General features: G+C 35.9%; 20 protein-coding genes. 7 read left to right on the forward strand and 13 right to left on the reverse strand.

What is annotated here, in order from left to right:
• The first annotated feature begins 4 nt into the window (after positions 1 to 4).
• Positions 5 to 1,453, forward strand: coding sequence for a tyrosine-type recombinase/integrase (locus OC457_RS15010; protein ID WP_080174133.1), 1,449 nt, complete (start codon positions 5 to 7; stop codon positions 1,451 to 1,453).
• A 447-nt stretch (positions 1,454 to 1,900) separates the two neighbouring features.
• On the opposite strand, the gene OC457_RS15015 is transcribed toward OC457_RS15010, so the two are convergent.
• Positions 1,901 to 3,145: an Nramp family divalent metal transporter gene (locus OC457_RS15015; RefSeq protein ID WP_370737961.1), complete on the reverse strand. Its 1,245-nt coding sequence runs from the start codon at positions 3,143 to 3,145 to the stop codon at positions 1,901 to 1,903.
• Between the two features lie 413 nt (positions 3,146 to 3,558).
• Here OC457_RS15015 and OC457_RS20880 point away from each other — a divergent pair, with 413 nt between their 5' ends.
• The 3 genes from OC457_RS20880 (at position 3,559) to OC457_RS15025 (ending at position 5,052) form a co-directional block, all read left to right on the forward strand.
• The gene (locus tag OC457_RS20880) at positions 3,559 to 4,038 is read left to right on the forward strand and encodes a sigma-70 family RNA polymerase sigma factor (RefSeq protein ID WP_306341383.1); all 480 of its coding nucleotides are present in this window, start codon (positions 3,559 to 3,561) and stop codon (positions 4,036 to 4,038) included.
• A 164-nt stretch (positions 4,039 to 4,202) separates the two neighbouring features.
• Positions 4,203 to 4,445 carry a sigma factor-like helix-turn-helix DNA-binding protein gene (locus OC457_RS20885; RefSeq protein WP_306341384.1) on the forward strand — a complete coding sequence of 81 codons (243 nt, stop codon included), beginning with the start codon at positions 4,203 to 4,205 and terminating at the stop codon, positions 4,443 to 4,445.
• A 61-nt stretch (positions 4,446 to 4,506) separates the two neighbouring features.
• Positions 4,507 to 5,052, forward strand: coding sequence for a DUF1439 domain-containing protein (locus OC457_RS15025; protein WP_080174135.1), 546 nt, complete (start codon positions 4,507 to 4,509; stop codon positions 5,050 to 5,052).
• Positions 5,053 to 5,095: 43 nt separating this feature from the next.
• On the opposite strand, the gene OC457_RS15030 is transcribed toward OC457_RS15025, so the two are convergent.
• Both OC457_RS15030 and chrA read right to left on the reverse strand, forming a co-directional pair.
• Positions 5,096 to 5,392, reverse strand: coding sequence for a hypothetical protein (locus OC457_RS15030; RefSeq protein ID WP_080174136.1), 297 nt, complete (start codon positions 5,390 to 5,392; stop codon positions 5,096 to 5,098).
• Positions 5,393 to 5,549: 157 nt separating this feature from the next.
• A complete protein-coding gene (gene chrA / locus OC457_RS15035; RefSeq protein WP_080174137.1) occupies positions 5,550 to 6,701 on the reverse strand; it encodes a chromate efflux transporter in 1,152 nt (383 codons plus the stop codon).
• A 233-nt stretch (positions 6,702 to 6,934) separates the two neighbouring features.
• Between chrA and OC457_RS15040 the strand changes: the two genes are divergently transcribed.
• Positions 6,935 to 7,852 (forward strand): LysR family transcriptional regulator, encoded by a 918-nt coding sequence (locus tag OC457_RS15040; protein WP_080174138.1) that lies wholly within the window; start codon positions 6,935 to 6,937, stop codon positions 7,850 to 7,852.
• Between the two features lie 61 nt (positions 7,853 to 7,913).
• On the opposite strand, the gene OC457_RS15045 is transcribed toward OC457_RS15040, so the two are convergent.
• Positions 7,914 to 9,029, reverse strand: coding sequence for a 1-acyl-sn-glycerol-3-phosphate acyltransferase (locus tag OC457_RS15045; protein ID WP_080174139.1), 1,116 nt, complete (start codon positions 9,027 to 9,029; stop codon positions 7,914 to 7,916).
• Between the two features lie 260 nt (positions 9,030 to 9,289).
• On the opposite strand from OC457_RS15045, the gene OC457_RS15050 reads away from it, so the two are divergent.
• A complete protein-coding gene (locus OC457_RS15050; RefSeq protein WP_080174140.1) occupies positions 9,290 to 9,973 on the forward strand; it encodes an AraC family ligand binding domain-containing protein in 684 nt (227 codons plus the stop codon).
• 76 nt (positions 9,974 to 10,049) lie between these two features.
• Here the strand turns inward: OC457_RS15050 and OC457_RS15055 are convergent, their stop codons facing one another.
• Positions 10,050 to 10,562 (reverse strand): hypothetical protein, encoded by a 513-nt coding sequence (locus OC457_RS15055; protein ID WP_144379586.1) that lies wholly within the window; start codon positions 10,560 to 10,562, stop codon positions 10,050 to 10,052.
• Between the two features lie 56 nt (positions 10,563 to 10,618).
• The gene (locus OC457_RS15060; RefSeq protein ID WP_080174142.1) at positions 10,619 to 11,146 is read right to left on the reverse strand and encodes a nicotinate-nicotinamide nucleotide adenylyltransferase; all 528 of its coding nucleotides are present in this window, start codon (positions 11,144 to 11,146) and stop codon (positions 10,619 to 10,621) included.
• Positions 11,147 to 11,393: 247 nt separating this feature from the next.
• Here OC457_RS15060 and nadE point away from each other — a divergent pair, with 247 nt between their 5' ends.
• Positions 11,394 to 12,230: an ammonia-dependent NAD(+) synthetase gene (gene nadE / locus OC457_RS15065; protein WP_080174143.1), complete on the forward strand. Its 837-nt coding sequence runs from the start codon at positions 11,394 to 11,396 to the stop codon at positions 12,228 to 12,230.
• A gap of 86 nt (positions 12,231 to 12,316) precedes the next feature.
• On the opposite strand, the gene OC457_RS15070 is transcribed toward nadE, so the two are convergent.
• The 7 genes from OC457_RS15070 to pntB form a co-directional block, all read right to left on the reverse strand.
• Complete coding sequence (locus OC457_RS15070; protein ID WP_080174144.1) at positions 12,317 to 12,844, reverse strand: HD domain-containing protein; 528 nt, start codon at positions 12,842 to 12,844, stop codon at positions 12,317 to 12,319.
• Between the two features lie 157 nt (positions 12,845 to 13,001).
• Positions 13,002 to 13,187 carry a YoaH family protein gene (locus OC457_RS15075; protein ID WP_080174145.1) on the reverse strand — a complete coding sequence of 62 codons (186 nt, stop codon included), beginning with the start codon at positions 13,185 to 13,187 and terminating at the stop codon, positions 13,002 to 13,004.
• 83 nt (positions 13,188 to 13,270) lie between these two features.
• Positions 13,271 to 14,470 carry an NnrS family protein gene (locus OC457_RS15080; RefSeq protein ID WP_306341385.1) on the reverse strand — a complete coding sequence of 400 codons (1,200 nt, stop codon included), beginning with the start codon at positions 14,468 to 14,470 and terminating at the stop codon, positions 13,271 to 13,273.
• Between the two features lie 162 nt (positions 14,471 to 14,632).
• The gene (locus OC457_RS15085; protein ID WP_096777826.1) at positions 14,633 to 15,517 is read right to left on the reverse strand and encodes a DUF2861 family protein; all 885 of its coding nucleotides are present in this window, start codon (positions 15,515 to 15,517) and stop codon (positions 14,633 to 14,635) included.
• A 19-nt stretch (positions 15,518 to 15,536) separates the two neighbouring features.
• Entirely contained in the window at positions 15,537 to 16,196 is a 660-nt protein-coding gene (locus OC457_RS15090; RefSeq protein ID WP_080174146.1) for a response regulator transcription factor, read from the reverse strand.
• A complete protein-coding gene (gene vxrA, locus OC457_RS15095; protein WP_080174147.1) occupies positions 16,171 to 17,610 on the reverse strand; it encodes a sensor histidine kinase VxrA in 1,440 nt (479 codons plus the stop codon). Before vxrA ends, OC457_RS15090 begins: the two co-directional genes overlap by 26 nt.
• A gap of 170 nt (positions 17,611 to 17,780) precedes the next feature.
• The gene (pntB, locus tag OC457_RS15100; RefSeq protein WP_080174148.1) at positions 17,781 to 19,157 is read right to left on the reverse strand and encodes a Re/Si-specific NAD(P)(+) transhydrogenase subunit beta; all 1,377 of its coding nucleotides are present in this window, start codon (positions 19,155 to 19,157) and stop codon (positions 17,781 to 17,783) included.
• Positions 19,158 to 19,162 lie beyond the last annotated feature (5 nt).

Below are 19,162 nucleotides of genomic sequence, written 5' to 3' on the forward strand. Positions count from 1 at the left end.
AGTAATGACGATCGAACCATCAAACGCTTTAATACATAACGAGTTTAATCTTAGACCAGGAACGTTGCGTCAACAAACTGCGGTTAGTCAGCAAACCCGTCAACGAGATCATTTTATTGCTAATCCCGCACTGGCCTATATTAATTCACTTGCAGCAACAGATACCACTGGTGGTCAAGCAAATGCGCGTTATACATTAGAGCGTTTTAGCCGATTTCTACTGACATCAACATTTGATAAAATTGATTGGATTGTGCTATTAACAACCCCTTCTCTTATTGAAAAAGCAATGGCGGCTTTTTTAATTCATCGAGCAAAAACTAAAGCAAAGATGAAAGGATTATTTTATGATCCACAGCGTTCACTGAAGAATTTACATATTAATCCATTAAAGAAAGCGTTATTAATTGTCAGTGATTATTTTTATCAGCAACGACAGATTTCATTATCTCAGCATGTGGATTGGAAAAATGCTATCGAACAATTTTCAGTTCATCATCAATCTGCAACTGAATTAGAACAAGGTTGGCTACCTCCAATTTATACAGAACAAAAGTTAGCGATTGAATTAACATCACAAGCTAAAATTATGCTTGAAGCATTCAGTTGTTTTTGTATAAGACCTTGTATTGAAAGGATGGATTGGTATAGCGTTCTTTATGCTCCAGTATTACAAACATCAATGCAATCGTTTTTATCATCTCGCTTAACCATGAAAAGTAGTGATAGAAAACAAGATTATGCCCCAGCCACTGCTGATAACTTATTAAGAATGTTACGGGGTGTTGCTCACCATGCTTGGTTATCAGAATCTATTTCGATTGAAACCTTACAACGAATTAAGGCCATAAAACTACCGCGAGGCTCACGACAATCAAGTGGAAGATATTTAAGTTATTCAGATGTTGACCGAATATCGGCACTAACTTTAGCACAATCAAATAAGATTAAAGCATTGAGAGATAATGCTATTTTTTGGTTAATGTATGAATCTGGCTTACGACGCGCGGAAGTTATTGGGCTTGATATCAGTGATATTGATCTTTATTTATGTAAAATACGCGTTATGGGTAAAGGTAATAAAGAGCGTTATGTTCCCTTCTCAAAGAGTAGTGATCTTTATGCTGCAATTGAACAATGGCTTATCGTCCGTTCTCAACATCCACAACAAATATCGAGTTTCTTTTGTGGTGTCAATCGTTATCAGCAACTAACATCACAACGTTTAACAACTCAAACGTTAAATGATCTTTGTAAGCATATTCATCAATTGGGGTTTTCACGTCAAATATCACCCCATGATTTTCGCCACTCGGTAGCAACAAATTTATTACGCTCAGGTTATGATTTACTATTAGTCAGCAAGTTTATGGGGCACAGCAGTATTACAACGACCCAACGTTATGACCGCCGAACAGATGATGAATTACAAGGAGTCACACCGGGCCGTTAATACATCACACTATATAACAGTTAGTTTCAATGTTTGTTGTTAAAAATAGAACATAAGTATAATAGTTGTATTATATTCTGCTATCTCTTTAGATGAATGGTATCGTATAAAAAACAACAACAAAGGATTATTATGTTGATATTTATACGGACATTATTACTGCTATTATTAATTACATTTCATACATCTAGCTATGCATTGACAATTAATCAATACACACAAAAACATGCTTTATTACCTTGTACTGGATTAGAAACTAAAATTAATAGCTTTGAAAAAAGAATAACAATGATGCTATCTAATGCTTCAAAAAAAGAAAAATCCAATCTAAAAAATGAATATAAAGCACTACATAATTTATATAAACAAAAAAAATGTCATAAAAGAAAATTCAGATAATATCATTTTGAATTATCTGAATTTTATAAGGAGTAATATATTATTTATTTAAACGAGTAATGTATAACTTAAATATAAATTTAGAGCAAGAACGATAGCAATAATGATTAATCCTAATATTGAAACTATTTTATTGTTTTTATATTTACCCATAATTACTTTGCTGTTAGTAAAGTATAATAGTGGAATAATTGCTAGTGCTATACCAAAGCTTAAAACAACTTGGCTCATGACTAAAATTTCAGTTGTATTTACTGCCAAAGCGATAACAATAAATGATGGAATCATAGTAACTGAACGACGTAACCACATTGGAATACCAAATTTAACAAAGCCTTGCATTACAACTTGTCCAGCCATTGTACCTACGACTGTTGATGAAAGCCCTGATGCGACTAATGAAACACCAAACAATACTGATGCAGCTTTACCCACTAATGGTGTCAATGTTTTATATGCCGTTTCTATTTCAGCAATATCTTTATTACCTGAATAATGAAATACTGCGGCAGCCATTGCAACAATAGCTATATTTACAAATCCAGCAATAACCATTGCAATTAATACATCATATTTTGTTGAACGTAATCGTGTTGATACTTTTTCACCATAAGTATTTTTAAATAATGCAGAATGTAAGTAAATAACATGCGGCATTACCGTAGCACCAAGAATACCCGCGGCTAAATATATTTGGTGTGGACTATTCAATGTGGGAACAATCAATCCAGTCATCAGAGCATGAGATGCTGGCGGTGCAATGAATAATTCAAAAATATAAATTACAGCAACTAATAATAATAAAGTACCAATAACAATCTCGAGTGGTTTTTGACTTTTATTATTAAGCATCAGTATCATTATTGTAACGATAGCTGTAATAACAGCACCTTCCATTAAACTAATATTAAATAATAATTGGAAACCAACGGCTGCACCAATGAATTCAGCAAGATCAGTCGCCATAGCTATGATTTCAGCTTGTATCCAATAAGGGCCTATCGCCCATTTAGGAAGATGATCACGTAAGTGTTCTGCTAAGTTTTTGCCTGTTACTATCCCTAATTTAGCAGAGAGATATTGAATCAACATCGCCATTAAATTTGCCCATAATACCACCCATAAAAGTTGGTATCCAAAGGCAGATCCTGACTCAATATTTGTCGCAAAATTGCCGGGATCAATATAGCCAATAGCAGCAATGAATGCAGGGCCTAATAAAAGTAATTTCTTTTTTAATTTTAAATTAAATGGGATTGGCTGCATATCAACTGCAATAACTGCTCTATTCATAAGTGACTCCTTTGTTTTGAGTCTACTCTACTGAATATCTAAATGATAATCAATATCATTTAGATATTCATAAATGACAGCTAAGGTTACAGTTATGGATAACCAACAAACAATAGCTCCAAGCTATCTAACAAATAGTGGAAAATATCCATTTATTTAAAAATTTGTGATCGCTTATCAATAATAACTATTATTTTGTTTTATATTTTTAAAAAAATCGATATTGTCGTTTTGTTGTTTTATATAGCTTTAGTGAATTTAAAACACTAAAGGTAAGCGCTAATTAAGCATAATGATGGTTAACTATTTTAAATAGTCATATTTATGCAAAGGTTATTATTAATAATAGATTTTACAGCATATGCCATCGCTACAATTATGACAAAAAACGGATAGGTTTAAAGGGATGTAATATGGAAGCTAAAGAGAGTTATCAGAAACAAGCTTTTGAAACTGATGTTATTCAATTATATCTTCGTGATATTTCACTAAAACCACTTCTCACTAAAAAAGAAGAAGTACTTTATAGTCGTAAATCATTAACGGGAGATAAAAACGCAAAGAAGATCATGATTGAGAGTAATTTACGTTTAGTTGTTAATATTGCTAAGCATTATCGCAGTAGCTCTCTTCAATTTAGTGATCTTATTGATGAAGGAAATATTGGTCTTATGACCGCGGTTGATAAGTTTGATCCAGAAAAAGGTTTTCGATTTTCAACATATGCAACATATGCAACATGGTGGATCAAACAAACAATAGAGCGTGCTATCCATAATCAAAGTCGTACCATTCGTTTACCTGTACATGTATCAAAAGAAATTAATACTATCCTACGAACACATAAAAAATTACTTCTACTCAAAATAAAGAACCTAAAAATGACGATGTAGCAAAAGCATTAAACCGAGATATTAATAGTATTACGACTATTTTAGCTTACGATGCTCCTGTTATATCTTATGATCAAACCGTTAATGATGATGCTAATTCACAATCATTTTCTGCCTTCTTAACAAACGATAAAGAACTTCAGCCTGATGCCTATTTAGATGCGATGACGATTAACCATATAACATCTTCTATGTTAGACAGCTTACCTTCTCGTGATAAAGAAATTATTTGCCGTCGTTTTGGTCTGCTCGGGCATGAATCACAAACCCTTCAAGAAGTTGCAGATGAAGTAGGATTAACACGTGAACGAGTCCGCCAACTACAAGTTATTTCATTAAAAAAACTTCGTAAGTATTTACAGCGCGATAACTACGATATCTCGATACTATTTGCTGACACTGCATGATAGATTTTTTGCTATTATCTAAACATTAAGTGTTCTTTTATCGTCATCGTTAAGGCTTGTTATGCGTTTAAAATTATTATTAATTGTAGGTTGTGTCTTATTCTTTACTGGTTGTGCTAGTTACGGTGTAACTGAAAATGAAATGCAATCTTACTTAAATAAAGAAACCCAATTTAATCATTCCGTTGGCATTCAAGGTCTAGCCTATGCCACCGGTAAATTTGATAATATAAAAGTAGGAATTGGACGTGTTGCAAAAAATAAAATTAATGTCGTGGCAACGGCAACAGCTGACTTAGAGTTAATGGGACAACCCACCCAAAATATATCAATTAAAGCCAATTTTAGTGCTGTTCCCTATTATAACCAAGAGCAAGGTGCTATTTACTTAAAAAATCTCAATATTGAATCATTAGACGTTACGCCCCAGCGGTTAAATAATGTATTAACAAAACCGGTTATCACCCCTATTGTTTCTTTCTTGAGCCAAATCTTATCAACCAAACCAGTGTATAAACTTAATGATAATGAAATAGAACAATCATTACTGAAAAAAACCAAACCTGAATTAGTAATTAAAAATCATCGATTAGTTTTAGATTGGTAATAAATAGCCGTGTTACATAAAAAGCTCTTTTTATAAGAGCTTTTTATTGGCTATCTTTTGATTGCTCTAAATAATGGGGATTAACTGTCTCATTCATCATTTTTACAGCCCTTTCTGCCTCAAAAGATCGTTTCATGGCTTCTGCCGCATAATCTCTTGTTGTTGGCGTTTGACTACTAATAATCAGCATTAGTACAAATATAATCGTTGCAACGGATAAAATCGCAACAGTATATATCCGTCGAGTAATACGACGTTCACTTTGTTTAATTTCAGCTTTTACCGCCCGTAATACATCATAGTTTGTGATGTTTGAACGTACTCTTTGGTTTGTATCCATCTTACCCATTCAATTAATAAAAGTATTTATTTTAGCAAGCATTTCTGAATTTAACCTTACTTAATTTTAATTGTGTGAGTGGTGGTTATTTTTATTACAATTATAAAGTTATAGTGCGTTAGTGATTTTAAAAAATAGAGCATTACGCTCTATTTAGTTATAACTTGATTATCAGAACATATATAAACAACACGATCGCTAACATCCATACAGGGCATCGCCATTTTTTGATTAAAATATATCCAGCAACAATTGCTATAACATCTGAAACTGATTTAATTGAACTTGTTATTACCGGATTAATAAATGCACTGCCTAATAAACCAACGACACAAGCATTTATTAATAAAATTGCGTAAGTTAATCGAGGATGAGTAAATAACGCTTTCCACGCAGGAAGAAAAGCGAATAAGAGTAAACTACCTGGAAGAAAAACAGCAACGGTCGCAACTAAACTTCCCCAAAGAGGCGTAGAGGGCATTGCCGAAGCCCCCAAATAACTCGCCATAGTAAACATTGGCCCAGGTACTAACTGCGCAGAAGCATAAGCACTTAAAAAAGTATTATCCGTAATCATCCCATCGAGCATTGGTTGTAATAATGGCAATACCACATGACCACCGCCAAAAACAAAACTGCCCGCTTGATAGAAAATAGTAAATAAATTCACACTACCATTTGCAGTTACAATGAATGGTAATAAGACAAATAAACTCAAAAAAGTAACGAGTAATCCACTATGAGGTCGAATGGGTTTTATTAGCTGTTGATTAAGTACTGGTTGTGTTTTAAATGACCATAAATACCCAATAATACTCGCTATAATAATAGGAACTATTTGTCCCAATAAGCCATCACTAAATATTAACCATACCATTGTTAATAATGCCGTGATAACAGTTGTAATTGACGTTAAATTCTTTTTTATCATTCCCCACAATGCATCTGTAACAACCACTACAGCTAATAATTTCGCAGCTATAATAATATACTCAACAATAACTGCATGACCAAATTCATTATTTGCAACGGCGAGAAAAGTTAATAAAACAAAAGACGGTAATGTAAAACCGATAAAAGCTGCAATCGAACCTAAATAACCTGCTTTTTTATAACCAATATACATACCCAGTTGACTACTTGCAGGTCCGGGTAAAAACTGACATAACGCAATAGCTTGTGTAAAATCTTCATCAGTAAGCCATTTTCTTTTTATAATAAATGCTTGCTGAAAATAACCTATGTGTGCCGCTGGGCCGCCAAAACTACACATCCCTAGCATTAAAAACTGCCAAAAAACCGTTACCATTAATCACATCTCCTATAGTGAAGACCTGATTGTAATGACTATTACACTATTACTAAAATCGTTTGTACAGATATACATTATTATTAATATCGATGATTCATCGCTTTATTACACTCTCTCATTTTCATAATGAACATAATCCTCTATCATAGAAATCATATTCTTCTTATGTAATAACAAGCAAAGTCATATACCGTTTTTCTACTTTGCTTTTCTCTTCAGAGTCGATGCTTATGTTAGAAAATCTTCAACAAATGGTCATCTTGGCAGCAATAGGCCATGAACAAAATTTTACTCGAGCAGCAGAGCGATTAGGTATATCTAAATCTCAAGTAAGTAAGCAAGTACGCTATTTAGAAGAACGCTTAGGTTGTCAATTAGTTCAGCGTAGTACACGGACCGTCGTTTTAACTGAAATTGGTTTACAATATGCCGATTATGGTCAACAACTACTTGATACTGTTAATGAAGCTGAAGCAATGGTGGCAGGTTATCGCAATGAAATCAAAGGGGTGCTAAGAATTGGAATTGCTCAATCTTTTGGCAATATCCACATCACATCGGCTTTAGCTGAATTTCAAAAAAGTAATCCTGAACTAGAGTTAGAAATTAGTCTATTTGATCATCGGCCTAATTTATTAGAGGAAGGATTTGATTGTTGGATAGCGATTCATGAACATCCACCGGAAGGTATGGTGGCAAGAAAATTAGCAAATTGTGACTTTATCGTCGTTGCATCACCTGATTATATTGCTCAGCATGGCCAGCTAGAAACACCCAGTGATTTACGCCACCATAATTGCATTACTTACCAAAGCCGAGAACGTAAGTATGTTAACTGGGCTTTCTCTCGTGATGGTGTACAGCAATCAATTCGTGTTCGGGGTAATTACCGCATAGATAATGCACCTGCCGTGTTAGATGCGGCAGTCAGTGGCTTAGGTATTGCTTATTTATCAACCTACCTAATGACTGATGAACTTGAAAGTCATAAATTAATTCAGCTACTCCCCGAATGGAAAACAACCGTTGATTTACCCATTTATGCGGTTTATCCACGTAGAAAATACCTCGCCCCTAAAGTGCGTTGCTTTATTGATTTTATGGCAGAGCGTATGGCACAAGCACCCTATAAATCACCGCAGTTATAATCAAAAACAACAACGCGGTAGTCATTACCGCGTTATTGGTCTTAAAACAAATGCGTTTCATTTATTCTAGATGCTGCTTTTTCTGAGCAGGAAAAGCATACATTTGGCGTAAAATTGTTTGCACACCTTGCGGATGATCAGCTAGTTTTTCTGCAAATAATTGCTCTTCTTCTGCCGTTATTTGATCAGATTCAATATTTGCCGCAATATAATTAGATGGGAATAAATGATAATTTTCAGTTATTTGCTTATCAATCATTGCAGCTAATTCATCTGGTGTTTCAGGCGCGTCGGTGATCACATCACCAAAGCTAATATGAATACGACGTTTTTGACCGACAATACCTTGAACGATACTTTCAATATCTTCAAATTCGGACTTTTCATATGTACCTGTAGTTTCTTTTTGATAAAGCTCTTGTGCTTTCGCTAAATCACAAGGATCATTTTCGTATGAAATTGCAACAGGAACGATATTTAAACCACTCATAAACTCAGCAAATGGTACTTTCTGCTTACGCCCTTCCATAAAAAACATTTTTAAAATAGCAGGATCAGTTTTATCGTTACCATCTTTTGCTCGCCCTTCTTTCTGTGCTATCCAAATATTGTTTCCAGTCATTAAAGAATGTGAAATATAGCTAGAAAGTAAGCCTAATGACTTCATTAACTCACGAGGACCTTTTGATGATCGTTTAACAATAAAACTCTTGTTCAAACGCATCAATTCAGTCGCACAGGGTTTTTTAAGTAAATTATCACCTATCGCAATACGAACAGTACTAAAGTGATCATTGAATAAACACCAATTTACCATTGCTGGATCCATTGCGATATCACGATGATTCGATACAAATAAATAGGCTTTATTTGGATCAAGATTATTCAACCCCGTTGTTGTTACACCATCACATGAATGATCAATGGTTGCGCGCATATATTTAGCGACATAATCTTGCACGTCTTTAACGCTAGTCACATTTGACCATTTTTTAACAAGAATACGTTTTATTAACGGGATAAGCAGCCAACCAAACATACCTGAAGCATGAGGAAAGCGGTATTTTAGAATAGCATTGATAAAATCTCTGTCATCAATCAGGCGTTTAATCGCCCCTTTAACTTCGTTATCGTTGTAAGGGCGGATTTCTTTATAAATATCGTTATCTATACACACAATAAGGCTTCATTTTGAAATAACTCGGCTATTCTACTGATAAATATTGTTTTACCAAATAACCTACGTCGATAAGGGAAATGGTTGGAGGTCTAACCACATTATGTTGTTGAAAATTCAACCACTATTAATTATTAAAACTACAATTTAATGTAAAAGTGACTAATGATACACTGATTTTGACTATTGTCGCCTATGTGATGTTGACGAGGTAATAAAAACAGCCGAATATGTGTGAGATATCGAGTTAGAGAGACATTATGAAACAAGCCATTGAGTTTTCTAAAAACGAGCACCCTTTTCTTTCCGTTGGTTCTCGTCGTAAAAGCCACAACGCCTACTTTATTGTTGTTACTAGCGGCAGCATATTAATACGGCTAGGTAAACATGAGCATTTAGTGTCCAAAGGGCATGGCTTTTGGGTTCCCTTTGATTGCTTACATGCCGTAACCATTTTACCGGGCACACATTTTTTCAAAGTCGCGTTTTCAATTCGTCTGCGACAACCATTATGCCATGATGCTGGCTTTTTTATCGTTACACCACTACTTAATGCTTTATTGGTTGAACTTGAAAAACAACCTATTGAAAATCATGATTGGGATGGTGTAGAAGGACGCTTACTCAAAGTCATAGCAGATCAAGTATCAAACTTATCAGCCTCGACCCAATCGTTATCACCTGCAATTAGCAAACAATATCATAGTGCACTAGCTTTATTGCTTAATGGTCATAAAGTAACTGATACGTCAGCGATTCAAGCAATAGAGCCAGTATTGTGCATGACATTAAAAGAATTTGAATCCTGCCTTATCATGCGAGAAGCGATAAAGTTAATTCGCTCTGGAAGAAAATTACCGCAAATCGCAGCACAACTAAATACATCAGAAGTGCTGCTTGATGCGCTTGCGATTCCTATTTTAGGCCAGTCCTTTCAACAATAAGCCCGTTACTCTCAATAATGCCCATTGTTAATATGGGCATATTTTAGTTTGATCTTAGCTGGCAACAGCTTCCTTTCTAATTAAGCGGCACATGTACCTGTAATGAAATACCATCATCAACATCACTCTTGGTATGCCAACGATAATCTAACCGTACACGAGTACTATTACTATTAGGATCACCAAAACCTAAGCTCATTTGAACACCGTGATTTAGCACCCACTGCTCTGCACTCAGCACATTTTCAACATCGTCATTATCATATTTTCTTGGTAACCAAAATCCCAATCCATAATACATTGAATCATTATATTCAGTTAAAACAGGCGGATCAGCAAAGTCATCGCTCCAATGACTCCAAAACTCACCACCATTATCAACCTGATCTTGCTTCCAATCATTAAACCGTTGAGTTTGAGAGTAAGCGTCATTTTTAATGTGTATGAAAGGAATGCTATCAATATTATTCGATAATTGGCATGTGGAAGCATTAAACTGAAATAATTGATTATCAGTGTTTATCGTATAATTTGACGTCAAATCGCATGGAAGAGCATAAGCACACGATGAATAAATTAAGTTACTCATAATGATAAGTATCAAGGCGTTAATTTTATTCATACGCAATGTCGAATATCCATACATTAATGAGTAAAAAGAAAGCGTTCATCGTTCATTAGCATGAATTTAACCGTTGGCGTCGTATACTGACTAATATCATTATTACTTGCTAATGCTTCACGTATTAAAGTACTTCGTACTGGAACAGTTTCTGGACATGCCATAATCTGCCAGCGTTTTAAAATATGTTCTGCGTTATAGAATTGATTAAATTTTAAAAAATTATCCGGACCAATAACAAAAGTAATATTGGTATCTGGATACTCTAATTGTAACGCTTCAAGTACTGCAAATGTTGTGACTGCATTATCACCAATAGCAATTTTCTGTTCTAATGTAGATAATTCTAGGTTAGCTTGTCCAATATCGCTGATAAATGCACGAACAAGATCACAACGAGCTTCATAATCAAGCATCACTTTCCCCCATGCGTGTTGATAACTTGGAAGCAATAACACCTTATCAAACTGACCTAATCGCTCTAACACCGAGCAATGGCCTAAACTCGGAGGATTAAATGCACTACCAAAAACTGCCAGAGTCTGTTTCATTTTTCAATCACTAACCTCTTATTGCAAACTGTTTAAATATATAACCTTGTTTAAGCGATATTCTTTAGTATCGTACTGTTTTTACGCTAAAACGGCATTATTTTAAATAAATTTATACTTGAGCATTGATCCTTAGTTAGAGTTATCGCATGATTTTGATAAAGGTGTAATGGCTGAGTTCTCATTTTTCCGTTATGTCGTTTTAAATGATTAATATTTGGGCAAAAGCCTTAAGGATTCATGACCCATGGAACAACTTATCCGTGAACAGATGCGTGTACTTCCAACTATCAATGTTGAATTTGAAATCCAGCGCCGTATTGCTTTCATCCAGAAAAAACTTCAGCAATCTGGTTGTAAATCTTTAGTGCTTGGCATTAGCGGAGGTGTTGATTCAACAACTTGTGGCCGTTTAGCACAACTTGCTATCAATGATTTAAATACAACAACATCAAGTAATGATTATCAGTTTATCGCAGTTCGTCTCCCTTATGGAGAGCAACAAGATGAAGATGAGGCACAACACGCTTTACAATTTATTCAACCGAGCCAATCTGTAAGCGTTAATATCAAAGCTGGCGTTGATGGGTTACATAACAGTGCGTTACTAGGACTAGAAAGCACAACATTAATGCCAACCAATGCAGCTAAAGTTGATTTTGTAAAAGGCAATGTTAAAGCACGCGCACGTATGATCGCCCAATATGAAATAGCCGGATTAGTGGGCGGGCTTGTTATTGGTACAGATCATTCAGCTGAAAATATTACGGGGTTTTATACTAAATTTGGTGATGGCGCCTGTGATCTTGCTCCTCTTTTTGGGTTAAATAAGCGTCAAATTCGTAGTATTGCAGCCCACTTAGGCGCACCTGAACACCTTGTAGCTAAAGTTCCTACTGCAGATTTAGAAGAGCTAGCACCACAAAAAGCCGATGAAGAAGCATTATTGGTCACTTATGATCAAATCGATGATTTCCTTGAAGGCAAACCTGTTGATGATTTTGTTCGTGAACGTCTAGTCAGTATTTATCGTGTAACACAGCATAAACGCCAACCTATCCCGACAATTTATGATATCGACTGATTCAATACCCCAAGATGCTCTGTAGGGATGAAAAATAAAAGGCCTAACGCAATGTTAGGCCTCTATTTTTTCGTAAAGTAAAAACGTTACTTACATAATATTGCTTCAGGTTGACCAATAATGAGTGCATCTAACTCTCTCCATAAATCATCACAAAGACCAGGACGGTATACTGCCTCTCTAAATGCAGAATGCTCATGTTGATACATTTTATAATGGCGTGGTGAGCTTTCACTACTTGAGCGTACATTGGCTAAACGATCACAAACTTTTACAGTTAATGCGAGACGTGCAGCATCTTCTTTTACACTTAAAGCAGCTAACCGATGGTTAATTTCTAATTTCCGCTTAGCGCGATCTTCTAATTTTACATCAGTTACATAATTAACAGCATCAGCGATAATAAAACCAAACCGATCAGCTAATTCATTAAAAGTCGTATCGGTATCTTCAATAACATCATGTAATTGAGCAACAATCATGGCATCAGTACCAAAAGGTTGAGCAAGATTTGCAACAGTATTAAGGTGTACCGCATAAGACTGGTCGCCATATTTCTGCTCACCATGACGTTTTTTTGCAAATTCTTGTGCAGCTAAATAACGACTATCCATTAATATTTCCTCAACACTTTCTTATTATATTGGTTCATTGTAGAAGTAATACATTCCTTGTTACTAGTCATTTATTTGAAATAAAATTATTCAAAAATAAAAAAAGAGCCTTTCAGCTCTTTTTATTTATTAGATAGTTACGAATGATAACTCTGGGTTATTCTTCTTCATCAGCCGAAAGTTCACCCTCTGCTTGACGACGCTTCATATCCGCTTCACGAATCTCATTAGCGACAATCATGATAGCTTCACCGCTGCTGATGCCATTAGCCATAAGATCATGAATACGCTCTGCTGCTTCTTGTTGCTCTGAGTGCGTTAATGTCGGCGTGTGATTATACATATCATTCTTCTTAACTCGTAAACGGGTAAGTATTTTAGAAGTAAAGTGATACAAAGTCACTGTTTATCCACACTGAATATAAATTAGCCCGGATGCCCATCAACACGTGCTTTCGTCAATACAGGGAAATACACTACTGTGAAAATACTAAATGCGATCACCCATAAAACCGCAGAAATAATATAAGCATCAACGGTAGCAACGGGCATCATAACAACCAATAATGTGCGTGCTAATAATGAACCAAACAAACTGATAAATGCAATAATCATCCAGCGTCCGACTTGTAATTTACGACCGGTATGCCCTAATGAAACTCGTGCCATCATTGCAAGGATCATCGCACCAATACCACCAATGGCGATAAGATGAATACCAATAGTTGAACTCATATTATGATTAATATAGCTTCCACCAAGCCAAGCTAAACCAATGATCATTGATAAATAAGCCCCGTGTAATGACCATAATAACGGCACAGTTATTGTTTTATGGCTACGCCAGCGACATAAGCGACCTAAATTAGTTATAGCAGCAATAAGATAGATGATCGCTAATACGTTTGCTGAAATGGTAATCGGAAAAATAGTCAGTATTAGTAAAATCCAAATAGGTATCAATGCAGCATATTCAAGCATTGGAATACGCGATATCGTTGCCGTCTGCGTGCCTCGTGAGGTAAAAAATGGAATCACTCTTCCACCGACAACTAACACTACTGCAGCAATAATGGTTAGTGTTGTTAATGCTGTGGCTTTTAAGTCATAAGGAATCACTTTAAGTACCATTAAGTGATATTTAACATTTAATAGCATAAACAGGATAAGAACGGGCACGAAAAACATATTACGCCATTGCTTAACTTTAATGATAGGTATCGCTAAAAAAATCGTTGCGGCAACGATCCAAGCACAATCAATAACCATCCATAAATAACTTGGTGTAGCAAATATCAGTCCTAAACGAGCAATAAGCCATAGGCTAAATAAGAAAGCCAATTTGCCCCCTTTTACTCCAGTTTGGCCTGTCCACGTTTGTACTGCCGTCAATAAAAAACCAACAATAACTGCTCCTGCAAATCCAAATAGCATCTCATGGCTATGCCACCATAGCGGATTACCATACATAAATTGACTAATATGCGTATTGCCAGCCCAAAACAAGCCCCACAATGCTATTGCAATAACGGCATAAACCGCTGCACCAATGAAAAACGGACGAAATGCGAGTCGAAATAACGGGGGAATTTTTTCTTCTTTTGCTCGATCTATAATTTGCATCATATTACCTCACCATAAACATACATAAATTATACATGTTTATGGCGCTATTTCTATATTTTCTAGAATTAGTTTTATTTACATGAATTTAAAGAAAAAAATGGCTATCACATTATTTTAATCAAAAAAATAAAAATAATGTGATAGCCATTTTTTATGAATGATCTAATTATAATCACCAATATAATCAACAGAGCGCGTTATACGTTGAATATCTAAAATCGAAATCTCACCTTGCCAACGTGTTTTTACTACACCAACACTGAGCCAATAACGCCCATCTGAAACGTTTAATTTGGGCAATGTTGTTGGCCAATCTGAATCAAAATCTTGACTCCAGATAACACGCCATATTGCATCTTTAAGATCATACAATTTTATATTTAATATTGGAGAGGGACAATTACCGCTATTTTTTCTAATATTATCAATACGCCACGTTTTGCTATCTTTCCAGCTAATCTCTTGTTTATCTACGGGGGCAGTTAAAACTATCCAATCAACCCAAGGTGGTTTGTTATCTGCTGTAATTGAAAGCTTATACAACCCAGCAGAAACCGGCTTGTCTAAATGCTGGGTTTCAACAGAAAAAAAACCACCATCATCAATAAATGGTGTGCCTTGTAATAACGGTTTATTAGGCCACTTTGTCAGACTAATATTCGTAATATTGCTACGCGTAAGGCCAACAACAGAAATCTTCAATAGTTGCTGATTAAGATTCTGCTCTACTTGACGCTCAATCGATAATTTTGGTAGCCAGCGAGGTAAGACTTTACGCTCAAGACTATGTCCACAATCTTCACGAACAGCTAAATTAAGTAGTTGATTGAGGTTGTTAGCTTTTACGCTATTAGGGGATTGTTGCCATGCTTGAATAATCGTTTGAAAAACAGCAGCAGTGTCATCTTCAAGTAATTCTTTATGCGCCATCGTATAAAGATCTTTAGATATAAACCAATCAGATGATGCAAATGCACTCGAAGAAAATAACGTCGAGTGCACTAACAATAATCCCATAAGCCAACGTTTGGGCTTGTTTATTCTCATGGAATACAGTACCTAAACCTTATGGCTTCATGCGGTATCCAACACCACGCAATGTTTCAATCTCAATATCTGGCAATTTTTGACGTAATTGCAAAATATGAGTATCAACAGTACGCGTTGTTGGGTAATGGTTGTAACCCCACACTTGATCTAATAGTTCATCACGAGTAAATACACGACCAGCATTTTTAGCTAAAAATACCAGCAATTCAAACTCTGTTCGTGTCAAGGTCACACTATCGCTGCCATGGAAAACTTCACGGCTTTCTTGATTAATCATAATATTACCGACAGTAATAATATTAATGGCAGCTATATCACCATCTTCGCCACGCAAGTGTACTCGAACACGAGCTAATAGCTCTTCTTCAGCAAAAGGCTTCGTTAAATAGTCTTTTGCCCCAGAATCTAACCCGATCACTTTATCGTTAATTGAAACCATCGCTGTCAATAAAATAACAGGAACATATTTCTTTTTTAACCAACCGGATAAGTAATCAAGTGAATCACCTTCAGGTAATTGACGATCCAGAACAACAAGATCGGCATCTCGCCATAAAGCGCCTACTTTAGTAGCACAATCAGCATATAAACAATTATATCCGGCTTGCTTTAAGCTATCGAGTAAACCATCAGCAAGGTTACGGTCATCTTCAACCAGTAGCAGAGTTTGATTCACACGGAATCTCCAAAATAAATGTTGTAGGTGGACCAATGAGTTTCATTCGTCCCCCCATTCTATGAATCATTGATTCAACAATTGTCAAACCCAGACCTAAGCCTTGAGAGCTAACAAATGGTTTTCTTAAACGTGACCAATCTTTGGCACTAAGTTGCCCTTCATCTTGAATCACCAACTTCAACGTTCCATTTTTATACGATGCTGATAAGCTAACTGGCACTACGCCATATTTATGCGCATTTGACAGCAGATTATCAATACAAGTACCAAGCCAATAAATATTAACTAAAATACTCCTGTCATCTTCCAACTTTAGTATAACGTCATATTTTTCAGTAAGATAACCAAGCCATTCATTGAGCGATTCAACGTTTTGAACACTTAACTGTTGTTGATTTGCTTGAAGATAATCTTTACTTGCTTCAGCCAATTGACGTAACCGACGAGAGTCATCAGTTAAACGACGAAATTCATCATATAATTCTTCTGGTAATTCATCGAAATGACGTCGAAAACCTTCCACCGTCATGGCTAAACTAGCGATTGGTGTTCGCAATTCATGCGTTAATATTTGTAATACTAACATTCGCTCTTCCATCGTACGACGACGGATCTGGTATCGATAAATAATCCAACTTAATAACAAACCAGCATTCGTTACAAGCAAACCTATTAATAAATAATAAGTTATATGAGATTTATTATTTTCACGCCAACATATATTGCCATTTTTTGCCAAACAGAAATCATTTTTCTCTAAACGTTTAAAATGTAACTGATAGCGTTCAAATGTTGCCATCCATGTTATTTTATCAAAAACACGGTATTCATTATCATTACGAATCCAAAGCTCACTATTTGATATGAAAAATTGAGCACCTGAAATAAACGCATGAATTTCAACATTATTCATTCGCTGCAATCGTCCTAAAATCGTTGTTGCAGCAGCAATCGGACGCTCTTTTATATGCAAATAATTACTGTATTTCTCCGCCATATCCGGATGTTTTTGAATATAGCGATATGCATAACTACCACCACCAGGATGAATATATCCTGAACGCACAAACCAACTTGGCGGTAAGGTTGTTTTAAAACAAATAGCACGAGTAAATACAACTGGTTGAGTCACCAATGGTGATAACGGCCATGGTCCTTTACAGTTTAACGAATTATGGTACAACTGACGTAATGCATCCAGAGGATATTCATCGGTTTGTGGCAATAACGTTTCAGGCTCTAATAGCGGCCCCGGATATGAACTCTGAAGCTTACGAAAATCATATGTTGCTAAAGACTTATGTTTCAACAAATCAGAACGAACCGCATTTAACCGCTCTGGAAATGTTTGAGCTTCTGCAAATGATGCTGCAGAAAAGAATAAAGACAAGACTAACACATACGTTTTCATGCTCGTAGCTTAACATTATAGAACAGTGTTTTGTCAATAAAATGTCAGAGTGACAATTACTTGAATCAAGAGTCTTTAGCTGTGACATTTAAATTAAAAAATACATTTATTGTTCATCGAAAAAAAAAGCCACTCAAACTTGAGTGGCTTTATTGATACTACTTATCTTTTTATAAATGTTCAAGAATAGATAAACATGATGCTTTCGCATCGCCAAACAACATTTGGCTATTCTCTTTAAAGAACAATGGGTTTTGGACACCAGCATAACCAGTATTCATTGAACGCTTAAATACAATAACATTACTTGCATTCCATACTTCAAGAACAGGCATGCCAGCAATTGGACTATTTGGATCTTCCATCGCGGCTGGGTTTACGGTGTCATTAGCACCAATAACTAACACCACATCAGTTTTAGGGAAATCATCATTAATTTCATCCATCTCTAATACGATATCGTATGGCACTTTTGCTTCAGCAAGTAATACATTCATATGACCTGGTAAACGACCTGCAACAGGATGAATACCAAATCGAACGTCTATGCCTTGTGCTCGTAATTTATCCGTAATTTCATGCACTGGATATTGCGCTTGTGCAACAGCCATACCGTATCCTGGAGTGATAATCACAGACTTCGCATCTTTTAATAATTCAGCGACTTCTGCTGCCGTTGTCTCTCGGTGCTCGCCATACTCTTCATCTGATGCAGGAGCTGCACCATCTGAACCAAATCCACCGGCAATAACACTAACAAATGAACGATTCATTGCTTTACACATAATGTAAGACAGAATTGCACCAGAAGAACCAACTAAAGCACCCGTTACTATCAGAAGGTCATTTGCAAGCATGAAACCAGCGGCCGCTGCTGCCCAACCTGAGTATGAGTTAAGCATAGACACCACCACTGGCATATCAGCACCACCAATAGAAGCAACTAAGTGGTAACCAAATGCAAATGCAATCAGTGTTACTAGAATCAATGCTGCCATTGAGCCTTCAGCTTTCACGAACCATACTAACAATGCGACAGAAACAAGTAATGCGACAAGGTTAAGTTTATGACGATGTGGTAATTGTAGTGCTGATGATGACACCAGACCTCGCAATTTAGCAAAAGCAACAAGTGAGCCTGTAAAGGTTACTGCACCGATGAATACACCAAGGAAAACTTCCACTAAATGAATGTTTAATAGTGCGCCTTCTAACGGTTGATGATGTAAAAATGTATTAAAACCAACCAGTACCGCTGCCATACCCACGAAACTGTGAAGCATTGCAACTAACTCTGGCATCTCTGTCATTTCTACTTTTTTAGCGTAGAAAATACCAATTGCGCCACCAATGATCATCGCTAGAATGATCCAAACTGTCGCTTGTGATTCAGGTCCAAAAATGGTTGCAATCAGTGCGATAGCCATACCCGCAATACCGAAATAGTTACCTTTTCGTGCGGTTTCTTGCTTGGACAACCCAGCAAGTGACATGATAAACAATACGGCAGCAACAATGTATGCCGCTTGTACGATTCCTGCAGACATGTATT

The sequence above is a fragment of the Photobacterium toruni genome, assembly GCF_024529955.1.
Taxonomy (GTDB): Bacteria; Pseudomonadota; Gammaproteobacteria; order Enterobacterales; family Vibrionaceae; genus Photobacterium; species Photobacterium toruni.

What these genes read in the sequence shown, in the direction of transcription:
- OC457_RS15010 (WP_080174133.1), top strand. Translation starts at nt 5, where the DNA reads ATGACGATCGAACCATCAAACGCTTTAATACATAACGAGTTTAATCTT.
- OC457_RS15015 (WP_370737961.1), bottom strand. Translation starts at nt 3,145, where the DNA reads ATGAATAGAGCAGTTATTGCAGTTGATATGCAGCCAATCCCATTTAAT.
- OC457_RS20880 (WP_306341383.1), top strand. Translation starts at nt 3,559, where the DNA reads ATGGAAGCTAAAGAGAGTTATCAGAAACAAGCTTTTGAAACTGATGTT.
- OC457_RS20885 (WP_306341384.1), top strand. Translation starts at nt 4,203, where the DNA reads ATGACGATTAACCATATAACATCTTCTATGTTAGACAGCTTACCTTCT.
- OC457_RS15025 (WP_080174135.1), top strand. Translation starts at nt 4,507, where the DNA reads ATGCGTTTAAAATTATTATTAATTGTAGGTTGTGTCTTATTCTTTACT.
- OC457_RS15030 (WP_080174136.1), bottom strand. Translation starts at nt 5,392, where the DNA reads ATGGATACAAACCAAAGAGTACGTTCAAACATCACAAACTATGATGTA.
- chrA (WP_080174137.1), bottom strand. Translation starts at nt 6,701, where the DNA reads ATGGTAACGGTTTTTTGGCAGTTTTTAATGCTAGGGATGTGTAGTTTT.
- OC457_RS15040 (WP_080174138.1), top strand. Translation starts at nt 6,935, where the DNA reads ATGTTAGAAAATCTTCAACAAATGGTCATCTTGGCAGCAATAGGCCAT.
- OC457_RS15050 (WP_080174140.1), top strand. Translation starts at nt 9,290, where the DNA reads ATGAAACAAGCCATTGAGTTTTCTAAAAACGAGCACCCTTTTCTTTCC.
- OC457_RS15055 (WP_144379586.1), bottom strand. Translation starts at nt 10,562, where the DNA reads ATGAGTAACTTAATTTATTCATCGTGTGCTTATGCTCTTCCATGCGAT.
- OC457_RS15060 (WP_080174142.1), bottom strand. Translation starts at nt 11,146, where the DNA reads ATGAAACAGACTCTGGCAGTTTTTGGTAGTGCATTTAATCCTCCGAGT.
- nadE (WP_080174143.1), top strand. Translation starts at nt 11,394, where the DNA reads ATGGAACAACTTATCCGTGAACAGATGCGTGTACTTCCAACTATCAAT.
- OC457_RS15070 (WP_080174144.1), bottom strand. Translation starts at nt 12,844, where the DNA reads ATGGATAGTCGTTATTTAGCTGCACAAGAATTTGCAAAAAAACGTCAT.
- OC457_RS15075 (WP_080174145.1), bottom strand. Translation starts at nt 13,187, where the DNA reads ATGTATAATCACACGCCGACATTAACGCACTCAGAGCAACAAGAAGCA.
- OC457_RS15080 (WP_306341385.1), bottom strand. Translation starts at nt 14,470, where the DNA reads ATGATGCAAATTATAGATCGAGCAAAAGAAGAAAAAATTCCCCCGTTA.
- OC457_RS15085 (WP_096777826.1), bottom strand. Translation starts at nt 15,517, where the DNA reads ATGAGAATAAACAAGCCCAAACGTTGGCTTATGGGATTATTGTTAGTG.
- vxrA (WP_080174147.1), bottom strand. Translation starts at nt 17,610, where the DNA reads ATGAAAACGTATGTGTTAGTCTTGTCTTTATTCTTTTCTGCAGCATCA.
- pntB (WP_080174148.1), bottom strand. Translation starts at nt 19,157, where the DNA reads ATGTCTGCAGGAATCGTACAAGCGGCATACATTGTTGCTGCCGTATTG.